The sequence below is a fragment of the Nostoc sp. genome (assembly GCF_036919555.1).
GTDB lineage: Bacteria > Cyanobacteriota > Cyanobacteriia > Cyanobacteriales > Nostocaceae > Nostoc.
Genome location: NZ_JBALCS010000089.1, coordinates 57,943 through 77,683 on the forward strand (window position 1 = coordinate 57,943; position 19,741 = coordinate 77,683).

The following is a 19,741-nucleotide window of genomic DNA, read 5'->3' on the forward strand; positions in this document are numbered from 1 at the left end:
TCCCCTCCCCGCAAGCGGGGTTGGGGGTGGGGTTCTTTTATTATGGGTAATCTGGCGGACATGATATGACTTATTCAAACCCCAGTTTGCTTTCTAATTTTGGTGTTTTCCGCAAGCAAAAGGCAGTGAAAGCCTTGATTTACTGTAGAGGCAATTCATGAATTGCCTCTACATTTCGTACTTGATACGTAAGATGATTACTTTCTGGCAAATATGCAGTTTTCTAGTGGTTGTCCTGATTGCTGTGAGTTTTGTGATATTCCCGAACTCTATAGGACTCCTACTTGATTTTTAAACAAAACTCAGTACACCTTTATTCCTTTGCGTCAACCGCCACTCCCACTTTTCGCGGAATCAGCCACTTTCTTGCTTTGAATTCTTCTTGAATGAATCATTTAGGACTGCGATCGGCTATGCTACTTTTGAGGTTTTATCCTAAAGAAGTGTTAGGTAGAACCTCCGAACTATAAGATGAGGAAATATACCTGTGAAAAAAACTTTGTTTCTCAGCCCTCCTTCCTTCGATGGGTTTGATGGTGGAGCAGGTTCCCGATACCAAGCCAAGCGCGAGATTACTTCCTTCTGGTATCCTACATGGCTAGCCCAACCCGCAGCCCTTGTACCTGGTAGTAAGCTTGTGGATGCACCACCACATGGTCAAACAGTAGAAGATGTCATCGAAATTGCTCAAGATTACGAGCTGATTATCATGCACACCAGCACGCCTTCGCTGCCTAATGATGTGAAGTGTGCCGAGACAATCAAAGCTCAAAACCCTGATATCCAGATTGGCTTGATTGGAGCGCACGTCGCAGTATTACCAGAGCAGACGCTGAGTGAAAACCCAATCATTGACTTTGTGTGTCGTCACGAATTTGATTATACCTGCAAGGAATTAGCAGAAGGCAAATCTTGGGAGGAAATCAAAGGTCTAAGCTACCGCGATCGCCAGGGTAATATACGTCATAATGAAGACCGCGCCTTAATTCACGATTGGGATTCTCTGCCCAGTGTATTGCCGATTTATCACCGTGATTTAGATATTACAAAATACTTTATTGGTTACTTGCTGCATCCATACATTTCCTTTTACACTGGGCGGGGCTGTCCGGCAAAATGTACCTTTTGCCTTTGGCCACAAACAATTGGTGGACACTTATACCGCACTAAAAGCCCAGAAGCAGTGGGGCGCGAAATGGAAGAAGCCAAAGCTATCTTTGGCGACAAGGTGCGAGAATATATGTTTGATGATGACACCTTTACTATTGACAAACATCGAGCGATCGCGATTAGCGAACATATGCAGCGACTTAAACTAACTTGGAGTTGCAATGCCCGCGCCAATCTCGACTATGACACCCTCAAACAATTACGTGATAATGGTTTACGTCTACTATTAGTAGGATTTGAATCTGGGAATCAGCAAATTCTGGATGGGATTAAGAAAGGAGTCAAGCTAGAAGTAGCGCGGAAGTTTATGGACAATTGTCATAAACTTGGCATTACTGTACACGGCACATTTATCATTGGTTTACCCGACGAAACCCAAAAAACAATTGAGGAAACAGTCCGGTTTGCTTGCGATATTAGTCCTCATACAATTCAGGTTTCCATCGCAGCTCCCTATCCCGGAACAGAACTTTATCGTCAAGCACAAGAAAATAATTGGTTTAGCAATAATTCCTTAGTTGCCAGTTCAGGAATTCAAATGTCCTCACTACAATATCCAAATCTCTCCAGTGCTGAGATTGAGGATGCAGTTGAGAAGATGTATCGGAAGTTCTACTTTCGTCCCAGAGCGATTATCCCAATTGTCAGTGAAATGCTCAGTGATCCTCAAATGTTAGTACGTCGCTTGCGTGAAGGGCGGGAATTTTTCTCTTACTTGAAAGACCGTCGTACCCAAGCAAGTGCTAAAGCAAAATCAGTAATTGTTGGTTAGTAGTTGGTTGCTCTTTTTGGAGCAATTAACATAACCCAAGCAATGAAAGGGAAGAGAGAACTCTTAACAGGGAAAACTAGGTCGCCCACAATTGGACTCGCTTTCAACCTACCCTGTAATACGACGAAGTACGGCTTTACACCTTTAACTTATTGCGTCAAAAAATCCAAACAAAATATATGCAAGCAAAGCGATTCGCCATTATCAATGGTGATGACTTTGGTTTCTCTGAAGGAGTTAATCAAGCAATTATCAAAGCACACAAACAAGGAGTACTAACTAGTACTAGCCTGATGGTGAGCGCTGATGCTGCAAAAGAGGCTGTCACCTTGGCAAATGCCCACCCCAACCTCGCTGTTGGTCTACATCTTGTGTTGATATGTGGGCGCTCTATCCTACCGCCAGAGCAAATTCCCCATTTGGTTGACAAACAAGGTAACTTTTCCAACAGTCCATTAATCGCTGGATTGCGCTATCAATTTGTCAGCCAAACCCGTCAAGAACTGCGGCAAGAAATTCGCGCCCAGTTGGAAAAATACCGTTCAACTGGTTTGCCTCTCTCTCATGTGGATGGGCATTTGCATTTGCATATGCATCCAGTGGTCTTGCGTATTTTAGTTGACCTGGCACCAGAATTTGATATCAAAGCAATTCGTCTTCCCAGTGAGGAACTGGGGTTAACCCTCAGAGTTAATCGCAGTCATCTGCTAACAAAGCTAGTTTGGTCAGCAGTATTTGGCAGACTACGCCGTTATGGTGAGAAGATGCTAAAATCCCAAGGCATTAGCTTTACCCAAAGAGTTTATGGTTTATTACAAACTGGTGGCATTACAGAGGAATACTTACTTGCATTGATACCCCAAATCCAGGCAAACTTAGTGGAGATTTACTCTCATCCAGCGATGCCTAGTTTGGGCTTCTCTACGAGAGACTGCGCGAACGCCAACGCAATTCATGGCGATCCTTTGAATGAAGCACCAGGGGCAGGTGAAGCAGAACTTGCTGCCTTGTTAAGTGATCAGGTACGCGAAGTACTCCTTAGTAACGGCTTTGAAATTACCAACCACCATTTACTATCCCAACGTACCACCTAAAGAAGAAGGCAGAATTCAAGTATTTGAACCACATCTCTAGTAAGGGCACAGCAATGCTGTGCCCGTACCGCGTGGTCTATTTACCTGAAAATAGGTGTAATATACATAAAAAAGTCCTAAACTTCTCGGCAGCGAACCTAGAAAATCCTAATATTACTTGTCTGCTAATCAATGGCCATCTTTGCATCTACTTTGTTAACAAATTTTCACCTAATTATCATTGTTTTCCTCCTAATTTTGTGTATATCATCGGTCTTGTTTTATTGCTATGCAATTTATGCAGCAATAACTTTTTTTGCTGATCCCCAGCTAATTTATCTAGAGTTTCATCCACCTGTTAGTATTCTCAAACCCATTTGTGGGCTTGACAGCAATGCTTATGAAAACCTAGCCTCATTTTGTCAGCAGGATTATCCAGAATATCAAATCATCTTTGCTGTGCGAAACTCTGAAGACCCTTGCATAGAGGTTGTAGAGAAAATCATCGACAATTTTCCAGATTTGGATATTTTGTTAATAGTAAGCGATCGCGTCATCGGCACAAATCTCAAAGTTAGCAACTTGGCCAATGCCGCAGCCAAAGCTAAATATGAAATTTTACTCCTTGCTGATAGTGACATTCGAGTTGGAAGAGATTATTTGCAAAGAGTTATCCAGCCGTTACAAGACGAAAGCGTGGGTGTAGTTACCTGTATGTATCGAACCTTAACTCAAGGATGGATATCGACATTAGAGGCTATTGGTACTACTACTGAATTTCATGCTGGGGTTTTAGTCAGCAACATCAAGGAAAATGGGATAAAATATGCCTTTGGTTCCACCATTGTCATCCCGAAAAAAGTACTAGAAGCCATCGGTGGATTTGAAGCAATTGCTGATTATCTGGCAGATGATTTCCAACTTGGCTATCTACCTGTCCAAGCAGGTTACAAAGTTGTGCTTTCCGACTATGTTGTTGAACATGTACAAATAAGCCACAACTTAGTTGATGCCATCAAGCGCCAGATTCGTTGGGCGCGTGGTAAACGAGTTTCTCGTCCTTGGGGTTATCTAGGACTAATTTTTACCTACGGTGTTGTCAGCAGTTTGCTGCTGCTAATTGCCACGGATGGTTCAATACTAGGATGGCTAGGACTATGTATCTGTTGGGTTATAAGATTGGTGATGGCTTGGGTTGTTGGTACTATCAGTCTGAAAGATCCAATTGTCAAAAGGTTTTTGTGGCTCGTTCTTTGGTGCGACTTGTTAAGCTTTGCTATTTGGTGTCTGGGTTTTATTGGCAACACTATAGAGTGGCGGGGGCAGCAACTGAAGCTAACTAAAGATGGAAAGTTACTAATACAAGAAGACAGAAGTTATGAATTATCAATTATCAATGAGACATAGGAATGAAAGGGAACAGGGAACATTAGGTCGCTCACAAGAGGCGATGTTTGAACCTTAGGGCTATTTCGTTCTAAACATAAACCGCCCAGAACTAAAGTTCCTTTTCTTATAGCTAAAGTCCGTTAAAACGGACTATAACCCAATACGCTTGGGTTAGTGCCAAAACCTTAAACTGCGTAGGTTGGGTTGCGGAATGAAACCCAACATTTTTCATGCTTTGTTGGGTTTCACTTCGTTCAACCCAACCTACAACTATCCTTAACCCAAGCGTATTGGACTATAACCTTGTCTCAGTCGTCTTAAGACGAGACTTTCGCTATTAGACTCAGAATTCATTCTGAGGCGGGCTAGATGAGAATGAAATAGCCCTGGTTTCAACCTACCCTGTAATACAAGGGTTTTTTCGCCCACAAGGGGCGAAAGCGCGTAGCGGGACGAAGTACGGCTTTAAACCTTTAACTTATCTAGTGAAAAAGAATATCGAGACGTAGCAGTGCTACGTCAGAAAATTCGATAATTTCGATTTCCGATAAATCCCCAACTAATTCAATTACGAATTATTTTAACAGGGCATCAAAGCATTTAATCTCCCCAGTACTGCCATATCTTCTGCATCTAACTCCGCCGGAATCCCACTGCGAATCAATTCCGAAAAGTCTTCATTGGGAACCATAATAGTCAACGTATACAAGCGAGTAGAACCTGTATTTTTAATCAAATGAGTACCAGTGGGAGGCATCAAGAAACTATCTCCAGCTTTGATCATGGCACTCTTGCCGTCACAGATAGCGATCGCTTCTCCTTTGAGGATAAAAAATATTTCCACCGCCCCCTGATGGCGATGTGGCGGTGTTTGTCCACCAACATCAAAAATTTCTATGCAGCAAGTTAATGAAGTATTAGCATTTGTCGAATCGCAGATAATTGCTAATCGATTAGAGTCGTTTGGACTGATGCGATATACTTGGTAATCTTTGAGAGATTTGATCACCGGAATTACACAACTAATAGCGTACATTTATTTATCCCCTCTGAAGTTATCGATGGGTATGAAAATTCCTAAAATCACTAATTACTAAATCTTCCTCACTCCTCACTCTTCACTCCTAACTCCCCACTCTTTTGCAGCACTCTTAAAATCGCTTGCGAGTCAGTGACAAAACCGAAGCATTGTTTGACATTGTACAATGTCGCCAGCCAACAATATTCAGGAGAAGTTGTGGCGGTGCAGTCTTTAACTAACACACAGTCATATCCTAAGAAGTTGGCATCACATAATGTGGTTAGCACACATTGATCAGCATTAACACCAGCAAAAAATAATGTAGTCCTTCCCAGATTCCGCAAGATACTATCTAACGGCGTATCCCAGAACCCACTCATGCGGTATTTGTCCACACGAATATCTTCGGGAATCTGTTCTAGTTCGTCTACTACTGCTGCGGCCCAACTACCTGCCATGAGTACTCTAGCACCATTGCTTGGCAGTGGATCGCCTAATCCCACACCTTCCCCTGTGGGATTATAGACGTGACGCAAACTAGCACTAATATTGAGCAAATCGGGACGATTTCCCCAATTTACCCAAATGACTGGGACACCAACCTCACGCAGTTCTGGAAGTAAGTTGTTTAAAGGTTCAATAGGCTGACGCGCCGGAGTTACGTCCACGCCGATATGCGCTAACCAGCCATCAGGGTGACAGAAGTCGTTTTGCATATCAATGACGACGATAGCAGTTTTTGCCAAGTCTAGGCGCAGGGTTTTAGTTTCTGTTGACAAAATAACGGGTTGTGGGGTCTTTTGAAGACGAGTGATATCTGCGATCGCATCATTCACTGTCCACGCATTTGGCGCAACTCCCAATGTCCGAAAAGGCAAATTCATAAAATTGCAACACCCAACACCATTTTCTATTTTGTAACTTGAAATTTAGTTGAAAATACAATTACTTAATCAAGGTTAAATATGGTAAGTTTCACCATCCAGAATGTTTTGACTGCCGTCAGTTATGATTATGCAACAGTAGATGTACAGATTGTAGATGGTGCGATCGCAGCGATCGCCCCCAATCTACAGGTAATCGGCACTGCGATCGATGGCAAAAATAAGCTACTGCTACCTGGCTTTTTCAACGCCCACACCCACTCATCAGAGATGTGGCAGCGAGGAATCATGTCAATGTTCCCTTTAGAATTATGGTTGGCGGAGCTGTATGATTTTGCCTCCCTCGATCCCGAACAGATTTATCTGGGCGCCTTGGGTACTGCGGTGGAAACCTTACTTTCCGGTGGGACGAGTGTAGTAGATCATCTGGTGTTAATTCCCGGACTTGAGTTAGAAACGATCGCCATTGCAACTCGCGCTTACAGAGAAGTAGGGATTCGCGTATTTATCGCCCCCTTAATTCAAGATGAATCCCTCAGCGCAGGTATCCCATCCGGGGAATCAGCAAAAACTCATCAACCTTATTTTCGCTCAACTGCGGCAACATTAGAAATCCTGGAAGAGGCGGTGAGACAGTTTCATCGCCCAGATGAGGGTGTAAATATTTTGGTCGCACCAACGGGGTTTCAATTGTGTACTGATGCTTTATTTGCGGGATGTACTGAGTTAAGCGATCGCTATAATCTTTGTCGTCACTCCCATTTACTTGAAACTAGGGCACAGCAAAAACTTGCTCAAGAAAAGTACAGTTGTACTGCTGTGGAACATCTTAAAAGAATCGGATTTTTGAACGATCGCACAACACTTGCTCATTGCGTCTGGTTGAATGATGCTGATATCGCCATTCTTGCAGAAACTCAATCTACAGTTGTTCATAATCCCTTAAGTAATTTGCGTTTAGGCAGTGGCATCGCCCCAATTTTAAAATATCGCCAAGCTGGAGTAAATGTGACTTTTGGTTGTGATGGTGCTTCGAGTAATGACTCTCAAGATTTGTTAGAAGCCATCAAAATTGGTTCTATATTACATAACGTTACAGACTCAGATTATCAACACTGGATTACACCCCGACAAGCCGTAGAAATGGCATCTTTGGGAGGTGCCAAAGGATTAAATCTTGCAGATAAACTCGGTTCATTGACCGTAGGCAAACAAGCAGATTTGGTACTTTATGACCTCACCAATTTATCATTATTACCCCGTACAGACCCCATTGGTTTATTAGTTTTAGGGCGTCCCACGAATGTTGTTAATAGTGCTTGGGTAAATGGTAAGCAAATTATAGCCGATAATAAAGTGATAACAATTAATGTTGATGATTTGCGACAAGAATTATTTAACCGTAGTCAATGGGAGACAAAGCGCAAGTCTGAAACCGTCGCGCAAATTGAAGCACATTATCGCACAGTTATGGGTTTGTAAAACACAAATAAATACAGAACTGCGGTAAAAAATTCGGGCTTTGGTGTTTAATCTTCAGTTAAAAAATGGGAAAGATATACTTACTAAGGTTGACGAGTATAGTCTTAAACATTACAGTAGAACTTGAGTGATGAGTTTTTAGATATGAAATCCTACACCGACATATATAACCACTATTGTAAGAATGTTTATCCCTGTGCAGAGGAGGAATATTCTTGGTATAAACAAGCTGACAATTTAAGAGATGCTGTCAGAAAAGCTTTTCTTAGCGAAGACAAACAGCGAAAAGTTGATGATCATCAAAGACTTGTTGGTCGCGAGTGTCTATGTTTAGCGGCTAAGATTGCTTTAGAACATTTTGATACTCAGTGTATTAGTGATTTTGACAATTTTAATAGTATTCATCAATTTGTTGAGGATGTTAGAAATGAAGTAAGAAAGGAAGTAAAAGGCTTTGGTGAATTAGCCAATTATGATGTGGCGCTTCGTATTAGTCAATATCTAGGTATTGAACTTCACGAAGTCTATCTTCATGCAGGTACTACGATTGGATTTCGCGCTCTACGTTTGAATATAAAAAATAGAGGTATCATACCTGTAGACAAATTTCCTGAACCCTTTAACCAATTAAGCGGAGATCATCTAGAAAATTTACTTTGCATATACCAAGAAGTGTTAGCTGATCCTTCAGCCGAGTTCCCTAAAACTTGTATTCGCCGAAAAACAAATTCTTCTTACAGCAATAAAAACGGTTGCGCTTAAAGTGGTAATAATAAAGGGGTTGAGTTTGCCTAACTAGTAGCCTCTGGTCGAAAACATCTACCTCCGCTTATCTTGGTCGTTATGTCGTTGTGTGTATCTTTACATAGTGAGTACATTTCAAGATTAGTTCTGGGAAATCAATGAGTGCGGGCAAAGCCCTAATTACTACTTCAGTGCCACTTTTGCTCCGTGTGATGCTGAACATCTTGCTGCTTTAGTGCGCCAATATCTCCCCACTTCGGTATGTTTGGGATATTCCAACCTAAAAAAACGCGAATTTGCGTTAACTTTGAGCTTTAACGCGGCTTGTAGAGGGAATCACTCACTTGAGTACCTGTATAATTAGGAACCCAGCCATCAGCGAGCGCAAAATAGCGTACCGCTTTGAAATTCAACGATGCAGTTGGGCTGCACCAATGCTCAACGCCAACGGGGATGTAGAGATAGTCTTGTGCCTGAACTAAAAGCTGTACTTGGCTGCCATCAGGTCGCACGAAGCCATAGATCATTTCTCCTGCCAACACGTAGAGGGGTTCAGTGACAGGATGAGTATGGTAACGGCCATAGGTTGCTATCAGGTGGTGAAGATTGAAGAAACCTGGATGCACATTTAGTCTGTAGGGTGTGTTATGCCGTAGGTTAACGCACCTTGAATTCTGATGGTGCGGCGCTTGGCAACAACACACCCTACATTTAAATTTCTTAACATAGCTTGAAATATTAGCGCTGACTTACTTAGGGGCAAAGTGCAATGAGCAGAAAACCTAATGAAAATCAGCCTGATAATTCCGAAACTATGCCAATCGAGATGCAGCTAATGGGAACCGAAGAAGATTTAGAAAAAATGGGCTTGGCTCTCCTCGGTTAAACAGGTTGAGTCTTTGAGGTAATCCGCGATAAACTCACCATACTTTTTCTTGATCTTGACGGGAAGAAACTTGAATCCATGAGTTCTTAATCGACAGCTGGGGGAACCACAACCACATTCTGGAACAGCAATAGAAACAAACTCTGTTGTCTCGTAGTCCCATGTAATTTCATTTCCTTCGGTAATATCGACCAATGCGACGAAATCGTATGCGCCAAACTTATTGTTGCGAACCCCTGTGTTTGGGCTACAGGAGTGATTGATCAATCGCGCTGGTTCATCCAGTTCTATATGCAGATCGAAGTCTATTTGGAAAGAATGATTAGTTCGCTGGGGTAGAATCATGACACGGCGTCCAACTACCACAGTCTCACCCTTAGAGAAACTCCGGCTGGCAAACACGCTTCTTCCTTTATTTGTCAGCTTTACTTTGACATCGATCAAACTTGCTAAGTCCATACTCTCGTTCTTTTCCCTAATTTTATAGATGAGCAATTGTGGTGGTGTTTGTAGCGTCCAACATAAGCAATGCAGTTGTCCGTCAATGATCCACCTGCACAGCAGAATCAGTTGGTCTATTGCTCTCAATTTGGCATCAAGGTCAGAGTAACGTCCTCGTGGAAATCAACATCAACATTCTAAAGTTTTCATCAAGGTCAGCGCGATCGCGCAAGTATCCCATGCACAAGTACCCCACGCGGGTAGGAAAGCACTGAAGCGAGCGTTGATTTCGTAGTTAGCCAAAAAATAGCGATCGCTAGTCATCAAACTCTTGTACAGAGGGCATTTTTCTCTATCTATTTTTTAGACTCACGCCAAGCTTTAACTTAAATTTATGAACTCACGGCAAGTATATAGATTTGAGGCTATTTTTTGAGTGCGCCTCAAATAAACCCGAATTTTTCGTCATGATTCTGATTAATGAATCGGTGTTCTAGTAGCCTCTGGTCGAAAACATCTACCCCCGCTTATCTTGGTCGTTATGTCGTTGTGTGTATTTTTACATAGTGAGTACATTTCAAGATTGGTTTTGGGAAATCAATGAGTGCGGGCAAGGCCCTAATTACTATTTCAGTGCCACTTTTGCTCCGTGTGATGCTGAACACCTTGCTGCTTTAGTGCGCCAACATCCACTGTCTGGTTTTGAACACTGCCACTTTGTTGGCAAATTAATCAATGCGCCATGTGGAAACTCCAATTATTCAGGTTCTTACAATTTGTATGTTGACCAGAGCAACTATGCTGAAGTAATGTCGGGTATAGAAAGAGATGAACCTCTAGTTACTGTTGCACACTGTGTTTGGCAAATTATTGGTGTTTGCGATCGCAAATTTGGCATTGAGTCTGGTTCTGGTGGGATAACTGGCACAGATAACCAAGCTGATACCTCACTGATTCTGGCATTGGCGCAGTCGCCAGAACTCACCTTAGTTGATTGGAGAGTCGTTTCTGGGGGAGACGGTTACGCATCGGTATTTTTTAGAACTGGCACATCAGCCGCAGAACTGCTTGCTTACTTGCAGATGCAGCCGGAAAAACCTGACTTCATACAAATAAAAAGAGAGTTACGTCTGGCTCTATCACATCCAACATTGTCTAAAATTTATCGCTTGGGCGAGTGCAAAATAAATGGTTGGCGGCTTGAAGTGGTCGTCTTGCATAATATTGAAAAAACCACAAGTTATGGTGGCGAAGGATGGGACATGACACCACACACCACTGAGCTTTACAAAGTCGCCCAAACTGTTAGCGATAAGTGCAAGGTTCCGGGTTGTCCAGGGGGTGCTGCACACGCTACCAATGACTTCTACACACTCATTGGCAGCCATCTCAGCTTTGGCTACCCGCGCCAGGATGGGTAATTTTAAATCGGAATTTGAATCACAAATTCTAAACCTTTCCCTGTAAAGAATTAACCTCTAGATTGCCGCCATGTTTTTCTACAATAATTTGACGTGCGATCAGCGATCGCAATTATATCTTCTTGTAGTAGTTTTATGCTGTCCCCACTTCGGGATGTTTAGGATATTCCAACCTAAAAAAACGTGAATTTGCTTAACTTTGAGCTTTAACGCGGCTTGCGGAGCGAATCACTCACTTGAGTTCCTGTATAATTAGGAACCCAGCCATCAGCGTAGGCGCAGCCTAACCCAGGCATCGCAAAATAGCGTACCGCTTTGAAATTCAACGATGCAGTTGGGCTGCACCAATGCTCAACGCCAACGGGGATGTAGAGATAGTCTTGTGCCTGAACTAAAAGCTGTACTTGGCTGCCATCAGGTCGCACGAAGCCATAGATCATTTCTCCTGCCAACACGTAGAGGGGTTCAGCGACAGGATGAGTATGGTAACGGCCATAGGTTGCTATCAGGTGATGAAGATTGAAGCAACCTGGATGCACATTTAGCAAGTCACACCAGATAGCGCCATTCTCTTGCTGAATAAATTCAAAGACGCTGTTATGGAGTTCTACACAATAACGTTTCTCAGACTCAGTTAAAACATGTTGGTCTAGCAGATTGGCGAAGAGGAGCGATGTTCCTGGGTCGTAGTGTCTGAGTTGAATGCCAAGAAGGCCAAGTTCACGAGCTATTTCGTCTAAATCACTCTCAATTGTGCCGTCGTCAAGTAGTAGGTTTGCCATGACAAAAAGACTAATTAATTGTTAAGAAGAGTATACTAAATTTTAAGCTAAAAAGCCACTATTCCCGACTGACAAACCGGAGATTTAGACTGGTAGAGAGGTGGAGGGGCAATGACCAATGACCAATGACCAATGACCAATGACCAATGACCAATGACCAATGACCAATGACCAATGACCAATGACCAATGACCAATGACCAATGACAAAATAAATTTATCGCCAGAATGATGCTCATTGGTACCACTAGCATCTAAGCTAGTACGGGTGAACTATATACAGCATGGAATGTCTGACTTAATTTTGTTTTGGCATCGGCGTGATTTACGCATTTCTGACAATACGGGATTGGCTGCGGCAAAACGGCAGAGTCCGAAAGTGGTGGGCGTGTTTTGCCTTGATCGACATATTCTCGAACGGGATGATATTGCTCCTGTGAGAGTAACTTATATGATTGGATGTTTGCAGAAACTCCAACAGCGATATGCCCAAGTTGGTAGCCAGTTATTAATACTTCACGCCAATCCTGTACAAGCGATACCAACTTTAGCAGAGGCTTTAACAGCCAAAGCCGTTTTTTGGAATTGGGATGTAGAACCTTATTCACAAGAACGCGATCGCACCATTATAAATGCCCTCAAAGAAAAAGGTATTCAGTTTCTTAACCAAAACTGGGATCAAATCCTCAACTCCCCAGATGAGATCCGCACGGGTGGTAATAGTCGTTACACGGTTTACACCCCCTTCTGGAAAAATTGGATTACCAAAGCGAAGGCTCAACCACTAGAAACACTGCAAAATGTTGAGGGATTAACAGAAGCTGAACAGGAAATTGCAAAACTTGCAGGAGCCTTGACATTACCTTCAGCGAAAGATTTAGGGTTTGTCTGGGATGGAGAATTGATTATTTCACCGGGAGAGAGGGCGGCGCAAGAACGATTAGAGGAATTTACTACTAAAGCGATTACTGAATACCAAGAACAGCGCAATTTTCCGGCAGTTGATGGAACATCGCAACTGAGTGCAGCTTTGAAATTTGGGGTAATTGGCATTCGCACCGTTTGGCAAGCCACCATAGAAGCACTAGAAAACAGCCGCAGTGAGGAAACAGCAGTTAATATCCGCACATGGCAACAGGAATTAGCTTGGCGGGAGTTTTATCAACATGCAATGTATAACTTCCCCGAATTAGCTGATGGTGCTTTCCGTGACATCTTTAAGAACTTTCCTTGGGAAACTAACGAAGAATATTTCCAAGCTTGGTGTGAGGGGAGAACCGGCTACCCCATTGTAGATGCAGCAATGCGCCAGATGAATGAAAGTGGCTGGATGCACAACCGATGTCGGATGATTGTCGCCAGTTTCCTGACTAAAGACTTGCTAATTAATCCCCAATTGGGAGAAAAATACTTTATGCAGAAATTGATTGACGGAGATTTATCTGCTAACAATGGCGGTTGGCAATGGAGTGCTTCTAGCGGCATGGACCCTAAACCTGTGCGGATTTTTAACCCAGCCAGTCAAACACAAAAATTCGATCCAGAGGGGGAATATATCCGGCAATGGGTGTCAGAATTGCGGTCTGTAGATTCAGAATGTTTAGTTACTGGTAAAATTCCATCTTTAGAACGTCATGCTGTTGGCTATCCTGAACCAATTGTAGATCATAAAATCCAACAACAGCAGTTTAAACAGCGTTATCAACAGCAAAAAAACATTAGTAGTGGTGAGTAAAATTGTGAGTTTTTTAATGTTTCTTTAGGATTGATATCGTATCATAATACGAATGTTGCTATAGGGCAAATGTATCTAAATATTGATATTGACGATAACCCTTGTAGAGAAATGTAGCGCTGCTACGTCTATATTTACGCGTTGACAAATTAGATAATAAATACAGTAGTAAAAGAAGGGCGATGTCTAGATTGGGCTACGCCTACGCTAGTTCCCAGAAGACATAATGTGATTAAAAAGATAAACAAACTTCTCGTCATTTTCATGACTAATGCAGCAAAAATACACCTAACAATCTATCATAAGTATAAAAAGATTTTGCAGAACATAAAGATGTGTAATGAAAACACATAGCAGTACACAATTAGAATCAAACAGATAAGGAACATTAATTTATGATATCAATCACAACTTACACTTACGATGTCAATGGCAAAGTGATATCTGAGAGGACAGACAACAACAGTGATGGGATAATAGACTCCGTTATTACCTACCGCTATGACCGGACATTCAATAGCCGTGACGACAACGGCGACGGCAAAATTGATTATGTCGAAACCTCTACTTATGATGCCAACGGCAACAATACATTCAATAGCTATGACAGGGACGGCGACGGCATAGGTGATAGAGTCGAAATCTTTACTTATGATGCCAAGGGCAAGTTGACATCCGAAAGCGATGACTACAACGGCGACGGCATACTTGATGTCATAAGCTATACTTATGATGCCAAGGGCAAGTTGACATCCGAAAGTGGTGACTACAACAGCGACGGCAAAGCTGATTATGTCCGTACCTATACTTATGATGCCAACGGCAACCAGACATCCATAAGCTTTGACCAGAACGGCGACGGCATTGCTGATGAGGTCTACACCTATACTTATAATGCCAACGGCAAGTTGACATTCCAGAGCTATGACCAGAACGGTGACGCCAAAGCTGATTATGTCACTACCTATACTTATGATGCCAACGGCAACCAGACATCCATAAGCTATGACCAGAAGGGCGACATTGTCCGAACCTCTACTTATGATGCCAAGGGCAACCTGACATCCGATAGCCGTGACGAGAACGGCGACGGCAAAGTTGATTTGGCCTTCACCTATACTTATGATGCCAAGGGCAACCAGACATCCCTTACCGTTGACTACAACGCCGACGGCAAAGTTGATTCTGTCTATACCTTTACTTATGATGCCAAAGGCAATCAGATATCCGAAAGCATTGACAACAACGCCGACGGCATTGCTGATTCTATCGAAACCCATACTTATGATGCCAAGGGCAACCAGACATCCTATAGCCGTGACAACAACGGCGACGGCAAAGTTGATTATGTCGAAACCGATACTTATGATGGTAAGGGCAACCGGACATCCTATAGCCGTGACAACAACGGCGACGGCAAAGTTGATTATGTCGAAACCTATACCTCTACTTATGATGCCAAGGGCAACCAGACATTTGATAGCATTGACAACAACGGCGACGGCAAAGTTGATACAGTCATAACCTCTACATATACTTATGGACACGCATCCGCCAGCTATGACTTCAACAATGATGGTGTAATTGATGCAGTTGGCATCTACAGCTATGATTTTAGCGGCAACCTGACATCGCAAAAAATTGACAATAATCGTGATGGCATCTTTGATGAAGTCACCGCTTACAGTTACGACGTTAACGGCAAACTCACTGCACAAGTTGCTGACAAAAATAATGATGGCATCCCTGACGAGATTACCACTTTCAACTACGATCGCAATGGCAAACTAATTTCCGCAGATATTGACAACAACAGTGATGGCATTACTGATGCAGTTGCCACTTATCTGTATGATACCAACGGTCAATTAAACAGCAAAACCACCACAGCGGGAAATGTGCCAAACATTACCTTAAACGGTGATAACGGTGCAGATAAACTCACTGGTGGGGCTGGTAATAATCAAATTTCCGGCAAAAACGGCAACGATCAACTCTTTGGATTAGCCGGAAATGACAAAATAGTTGGTGGTAATGGTAATGACATCCTCAATGGTGGTGCTGGGCGTGATACCCTCACAGGCGGTTGTGGCGCTGATAAGTTTGTATTCAGTAGTCTGAGTGATTCGCTGCTGTCTAGCTTTGATAAAATAACTGACTTGAACATTTCTCAAGATAAAATTGATGGGCTGTATGAAGTTAGCGCTGCTAATTTAGTTCAATTTGGCAAAGTTGCGAGTCTAAATCTCTCAGATGTACAACAGATATTGACTGCAACTGCTTTTGTGGCTAAAGGTGCGGCAACTTTTACCCTCGGTACAGGCAATCATCAGCAGACTTTTCTAGCACTCAACGATAACACTAATGGATTCTCTGCCCTCACGGATGCTGTGATTGAGATTAGTGGCTACAAAGGCAGCTTGAATAATTTAGCAGTTGTCTAACTTCATGCTGCTAACCAAAACTAGAGCGCCGGTTTGTACCCCCAAATTTGAATTTATCGGAAATTGAAAGGTTTAAGACCTGTACCATTACACGTAGCTTGCAGATAATCTCGCAGTTAGATATAAATTGCCTAGCTCTCAGCCCAGGAGAGCATAACTTTGGATATACTACCGCAAATGCGCTGATACTTTAATTTCCTCTCTTCATAAATTCCGCAAAAACACTGTTACGCTATTTGTGCTTGTGATCAAAACTTAGAGCATCCAGTTTATTAGGGCGTGTTTATGACCAACCCTGTAAAGACGGTTATCCAAGTCAATCTAGAGATGGCTCTAGAAGTAGCTCAAGAATTGGAGGAAGCTCCATACACTCAATTCAGTACTTATTGTTTGGAGATTTTACGGGAGATCGGATGTCCTAGTACTGAACTTCCAGTGAACTTACGAACTCGTGATCAGCAGCTAAACTTTATCACAGGCTTTGCATCTTATGCTTTTGGGGAGGTACAAAGTGTCTAAAGCATTAATTGAAGATACATTTCATGATTCAGAAGGGGCAGAAATAACTACTTTCGCTGCCACAGATAAAAATTTGTTAGTTTTAATAGAAAAATTTTTAGGGTTTGAAATTCCCCCAAAAGTTTTTTTGCAAGCTATAGCCATTGCTGATTACGACTGTGCAGCTGCTTTTCGCTATGTTGAGAATTATTTGACTATCCTCAAGAATAAGAATAAGCGTAAGCATAAGAATTTACTTGTGTTAGGGTATTCAACTAGGTTTGAGAATAATTGAAGTGCATTTTCACGAGCTAACTAACAACGAATGCAATTTAGATCAGATAATTTGCTCTACCGATGTAGAGACGTTGCATTGCAACGTCTCTACACATATTTATCCCACACCGAGACAAAAGAACAATTAAAATTTATAAAGTGGGAACTCAATTAGTTCAAGCATCTTTAGGTGTGTCCTAATTACGAATTACGAATTACGAATTAGTATTACTCTCTCCCAAGACAAACTTGTTCATAACTTTTACCAGCTATATCCCAAGTGAATTCTGTTTCTACCAGTTGTCTGCCGTTATGAGACAATTCTGAACGTAGATGTGGATGATCAAATAGTTGAATAATAGCGGTGACGTACTCTGCTGGTTTATTGGCTCGTAATGCCCGTAATCTATGACTAGCACCATCTACGGCTAATCCTTCTAAGCCGCGATCGCTGGCTACTAGAGGTACACCAGCTGCCATTGCCTCTAAAGTTTTATTTTTAATGCCAAACCCAGTCCGCATGGGTACAACGCAGATGGTGGCTTGATGTAAATATTCTACCATCGAAGGCACACGCCCAATCACATTAATTCCTGGTTTTTGAGCAAGTGCTAAAACTTCTGCCACTGGATGAGAACCAACAATATCGAAAGTTGTATCAGGATACAATTTTTGGATTTCTGGCAAAACTTCGTTGCTGAAAAAGCAGACAGCATCAATGTTTGCTAAATTATCCATTGCACCAATGAAAATTAAGCGATGTCCTCCTGGATCGGTGGTACGGTTGGGGAAAGAAACTAAATCTACGCCATTGGGAATAACTGTAATTTCACTATTGGGGTTAAACTCTTGTAGTTGAATTTTATCTTCTTCTGTTGTGGCGACAATTGCTGAAAATTTAGCACAGTAGTTTTGCTCATAACGACGCAAAAGTGGCAGATTAATTTTATCTCTGAGGGAATTTTCCGAAATTCCCGTTGCTAGTTGGTTCCGACAGGTAGCATAAACAGAACTATGAACATTAACTATGGTTTTTAACTGTTTCTGATAATGAGATTGGATGTAAATTTCATTGACACTATGTTCGCAGTTAATTACATCACATTTTCCCGCTTTCACCCAGTTATCAATCCATGTTTGCATCTCAACTGAGTAGCGGTTGAGTACACTTGGCGGTGTTCCCTGTTGCAAAAATCTACCAAATCGCTGTATTTTCTTTAATATTCCAGTGCTTTCAGAATCTGGCGGGCGTTCAAAAATGGCTAGATGATCCACACAATCGCGTAATCCTGCTATTTCTGCGTCTGTAACATCCCCCTCGCGTTGAGTTACGAGGCTAACACTATGGCGTTGACTCAGGTATTTAAGTAAATTAAATGTCCTGACTTGGGTTCCCCCGCGCGTTGGTGGGTAGGGAAAGGTGGAAGAGAGCATTAAAATGTTCATACAAGTGATGAATCAAATGTGATATATACACCATGACCTCATTGGAGGCTGTATGTCACGTCGCTTCTCTACCAAACGTGCGATTTACATTCATAGATAAATTACAGGGTTGAATTTAGTTCAGCGCTGATGTTGACGAACAGGAGCGCGGCGATCGCTACCACAATCAATCCACTCAACAACAATCGCACCTGTTGCGGGGCAATTTCTCCCGGTTGAATCGCTTGTCTGCCCCCAATCACCCAACCTCCTAGTAGCCCAACTGCCAGCAAAATCACAACCAGGATACCAAAGTAGCGGAACTTTAAGGAATTTTCAGGCAACGTCAGCGTCAGCTTTTGCTGAATCGGCTCAAACGCATTGGCAACGAGCAAAGTAACTGCTACCAGGAGTTGATACGTTCCCCGGATCGGCAGGGTTTGTTGAACCTGCAACTGACCTGTTGGTGCATTGCCCTCAATGTCCAGCAACTTTGTCCCCTCGACAATCGGATGTAATGGTATTAGAAAGCTGCGACAGCTGCCTCAGCTACAGCTTGATCCTGTTCACCGCTACCACCACTTACTCCGATTGCACCAACTATCTGCTCATCGTACTGAAGTGGTATACCCCCAGCAAAGATCATGATTCGTCCTCCATTTGAGGCGTGAATACCATAAAATTGTTCTCCTGGTTGAGCATCCTCAGCAAGGGATTTGGTAGAGAGATTAAACGCACGAGCAGTAAATGCTTTGTTAATTGAGATATCGATACTTCCGATCCACGCACCATCCATACGAATATGAGCAACAAGATTCCCGCCAGCATCAACAACCGCAAGATTCATTGGTTGTCCGATTGCACGAGCCTTCGCTTCTCCAGCCGCTAGTATTCGTCGTGCGTCATCCAAAGATACAGAATGTTTGTCAGAAGTCATGGTAATTCTTTCAATCGTAGGAATGTGTGCGTTGAGGGGTGTGTCAGCCCCTTTGGGGAAGTCAAAAGTCAAAAGTCAAAATTAAGATTAAGATTAAGAACCCCATAAATAAATAATGGGGCTTGAGTCAACTTACGTAGTATTTCTTGTACTATGTATCTCGAAATACATTTTTTTATTTTCCATAAATAAATTTAGGCGATGCACTGAGCGTAGCCGAAGTGGGCTTGTACCTTTTTCTTTCTGGTCATCAATAAAGGATATCATAAGCAGAAATTCTCGATGTACCCCTTCAAGACCGGGAAGACTTCAAGCGCTGGTTAGACGGGATCTAAGCTCATGATCAATTGCATTCAACTGAT

18 protein-coding genes and 2 pseudogenes are annotated in these 19,741 nt (G+C 42.5%); 10 read left to right on the plus strand and 10 right to left on the minus strand.

Features of this window, described 5'->3' with window-relative positions; all coding sequences use genetic code 11:
* Nucleotides 1–487: 487 nt before the first annotated feature.
* From hpnJ to hpnI, 3 genes are all read left to right on the plus strand, one after another.
* Nucleotides 488–1,942: a hopanoid biosynthesis associated radical SAM protein HpnJ gene (gene hpnJ, locus V7K36_RS24635; protein WP_335120176.1), complete on the plus strand. Its 1,455-nt coding sequence runs from the start codon at nucleotides 488–490 to the stop codon at nucleotides 1,940–1,942.
* Between the two features lie 179 nt (nucleotides 1,943–2,121).
* On the plus strand, nucleotides 2,122–3,036 hold the full coding sequence (gene hpnK, locus V7K36_RS24640) for a hopanoid biosynthesis-associated protein HpnK (RefSeq protein ID WP_335120178.1): 915 nt from the start codon (nucleotides 2,122–2,124) through the stop codon (nucleotides 3,034–3,036).
* 171 nt (nucleotides 3,037–3,207) lie between these two features.
* Nucleotides 3,208–4,422: a bacteriohopanetetrol glucosamine biosynthesis glycosyltransferase HpnI gene (hpnI, locus tag V7K36_RS24645; protein WP_335120182.1), complete on the plus strand. Its 1,215-nt coding sequence runs from the start codon at nucleotides 3,208–3,210 to the stop codon at nucleotides 4,420–4,422.
* A gap of 562 nt (nucleotides 4,423–4,984) precedes the next feature.
* On the opposite strand, the gene V7K36_RS24650 is transcribed toward hpnI, so the two are convergent.
* Nucleotides 4,985–5,440: a cupin domain-containing protein gene (locus tag V7K36_RS24650; RefSeq protein ID WP_335120184.1), complete on the minus strand. Its 456-nt coding sequence runs from the start codon at nucleotides 5,438–5,440 to the stop codon at nucleotides 4,985–4,987.
* 68 nt (nucleotides 5,441–5,508) lie between these two features.
* Nucleotides 5,509–6,309, minus strand: coding sequence for a cysteine hydrolase family protein (locus V7K36_RS24655; protein WP_335120186.1), 801 nt, complete (start codon nucleotides 6,307–6,309; stop codon nucleotides 5,509–5,511).
* An 81-nt stretch (nucleotides 6,310–6,390) separates the two neighbouring features.
* On the opposite strand from V7K36_RS24655, the gene V7K36_RS24660 reads away from it, so the two are divergent.
* Together V7K36_RS24660 and V7K36_RS24665 are read left to right on the plus strand one after the other, a co-directional pair.
* Nucleotides 6,391–7,791 (plus strand): amidohydrolase, encoded by a 1,401-nt coding sequence (locus V7K36_RS24660; RefSeq protein WP_335120188.1) that lies wholly within the window; start codon nucleotides 6,391–6,393, stop codon nucleotides 7,789–7,791.
* 144 nt (nucleotides 7,792–7,935) lie between these two features.
* A complete protein-coding gene (locus tag V7K36_RS24665) occupies nucleotides 7,936–8,553 on the plus strand; it encodes a hypothetical protein (protein ID WP_335120190.1) in 618 nt (205 codons plus the stop codon).
* Nucleotides 8,554–8,849: 296 nt separating this feature from the next.
* Here the strand turns inward: V7K36_RS24665 and V7K36_RS24670 are convergent.
* From V7K36_RS24670 to V7K36_RS24680, 3 genes and pseudogenes are all read right to left on the minus strand, one after another.
* A pseudogene (locus tag V7K36_RS24670) lies at nucleotides 8,850–9,167 on the minus strand (acireductone dioxygenase); the annotation flags it as partial.
* A gap of 221 nt (nucleotides 9,168–9,388) precedes the next feature.
* Nucleotides 9,389–10,009 (minus strand): SET domain-containing protein-lysine N-methyltransferase, encoded by a 621-nt coding sequence (locus tag V7K36_RS24675; protein WP_335120192.1) that lies wholly within the window; start codon nucleotides 10,007–10,009, stop codon nucleotides 9,389–9,391.
* A 42-nt stretch (nucleotides 10,010–10,051) separates the two neighbouring features.
* On the minus strand, nucleotides 10,052–10,186 hold the full coding sequence (locus tag V7K36_RS24680) for a hypothetical protein (RefSeq protein WP_335120193.1): 135 nt from the start codon (nucleotides 10,184–10,186) through the stop codon (nucleotides 10,052–10,054).
* A 242-nt stretch (nucleotides 10,187–10,428) separates the two neighbouring features.
* Between V7K36_RS24680 and V7K36_RS24685 the strand changes: the two genes are divergently transcribed.
* Nucleotides 10,429–11,283, plus strand: a complete 855-nt coding sequence (locus tag V7K36_RS24685) for a hypothetical protein (protein WP_335120194.1) — start codon at nucleotides 10,429–10,431, stop codon at nucleotides 11,281–11,283.
* Nucleotides 11,284–11,489: 206 nt separating this feature from the next.
* Here the strand turns inward: V7K36_RS24685 and V7K36_RS24690 are convergent, their stop codons facing one another.
* Complete coding sequence (locus V7K36_RS24690) at nucleotides 11,490–12,065, minus strand: acireductone dioxygenase (protein ID WP_334825880.1); 576 nt, start codon at nucleotides 12,063–12,065, stop codon at nucleotides 11,490–11,492.
* 58 nt (nucleotides 12,066–12,123) lie between these two features.
* On the minus strand, nucleotides 12,124–12,303 hold the full coding sequence (locus V7K36_RS24695; protein WP_335120196.1) for a hypothetical protein: 180 nt from the start codon (nucleotides 12,301–12,303) through the stop codon (nucleotides 12,124–12,126).
* Nucleotides 12,304–12,353: 50 nt separating this feature from the next.
* Here V7K36_RS24695 and V7K36_RS24700 point away from each other — a divergent pair, with 50 nt between their 5' ends.
* From V7K36_RS24700 to V7K36_RS24715, 4 genes are all read left to right on the plus strand, one after another.
* A complete protein-coding gene (locus tag V7K36_RS24700; RefSeq protein WP_335120198.1) occupies nucleotides 12,354–13,799 on the plus strand; it encodes an FAD-binding domain-containing protein in 1,446 nt (481 codons plus the stop codon).
* Between the two features lie 395 nt (nucleotides 13,800–14,194).
* Nucleotides 14,195–16,243 carry a bluetail domain-containing putative surface protein gene (locus V7K36_RS24705; RefSeq protein WP_335120200.1) on the plus strand — a complete coding sequence of 683 codons (2,049 nt, stop codon included), beginning with the start codon at nucleotides 14,195–14,197 and terminating at the stop codon, nucleotides 16,241–16,243.
* A 285-nt stretch (nucleotides 16,244–16,528) separates the two neighbouring features.
* On the plus strand, nucleotides 16,529–16,762 hold the full coding sequence (locus tag V7K36_RS24710; protein ID WP_334939675.1) for a hypothetical protein: 234 nt from the start codon (nucleotides 16,529–16,531) through the stop codon (nucleotides 16,760–16,762).
* Nucleotides 16,755–17,036: a hypothetical protein gene (locus V7K36_RS24715; RefSeq protein ID WP_335120202.1), complete on the plus strand. Its 282-nt coding sequence runs from the start codon at nucleotides 16,755–16,757 to the stop codon at nucleotides 17,034–17,036. Before V7K36_RS24710 ends, V7K36_RS24715 begins: the two co-directional genes overlap by 8 nt.
* Nucleotides 17,037–17,245: 209 nt before the next feature.
* On the opposite strand, the gene V7K36_RS24720 is transcribed toward V7K36_RS24715, so the two are convergent.
* From V7K36_RS24720 to V7K36_RS24730, 3 genes and pseudogenes are all read right to left on the minus strand, one after another.
* Entirely contained in the window at nucleotides 17,246–18,463 is a 1,218-nt protein-coding gene (locus V7K36_RS24720; RefSeq protein WP_335120204.1) for a glycosyltransferase family 4 protein, read from the minus strand.
* A gap of 116 nt (nucleotides 18,464–18,579) precedes the next feature.
* Nucleotides 18,580–18,954, minus strand: a pseudogene (locus V7K36_RS24725) (hypothetical protein); the annotation flags it as partial.
* An 11-nt stretch (nucleotides 18,955–18,965) separates the two neighbouring features.
* Nucleotides 18,966–19,379, minus strand: a complete 414-nt coding sequence (locus V7K36_RS24730) for a GlcG/HbpS family heme-binding protein (RefSeq protein WP_335120206.1) — start codon at nucleotides 19,377–19,379, stop codon at nucleotides 18,966–18,968.
* Nucleotides 19,380–19,741: the final 362 nt, after the last annotated feature.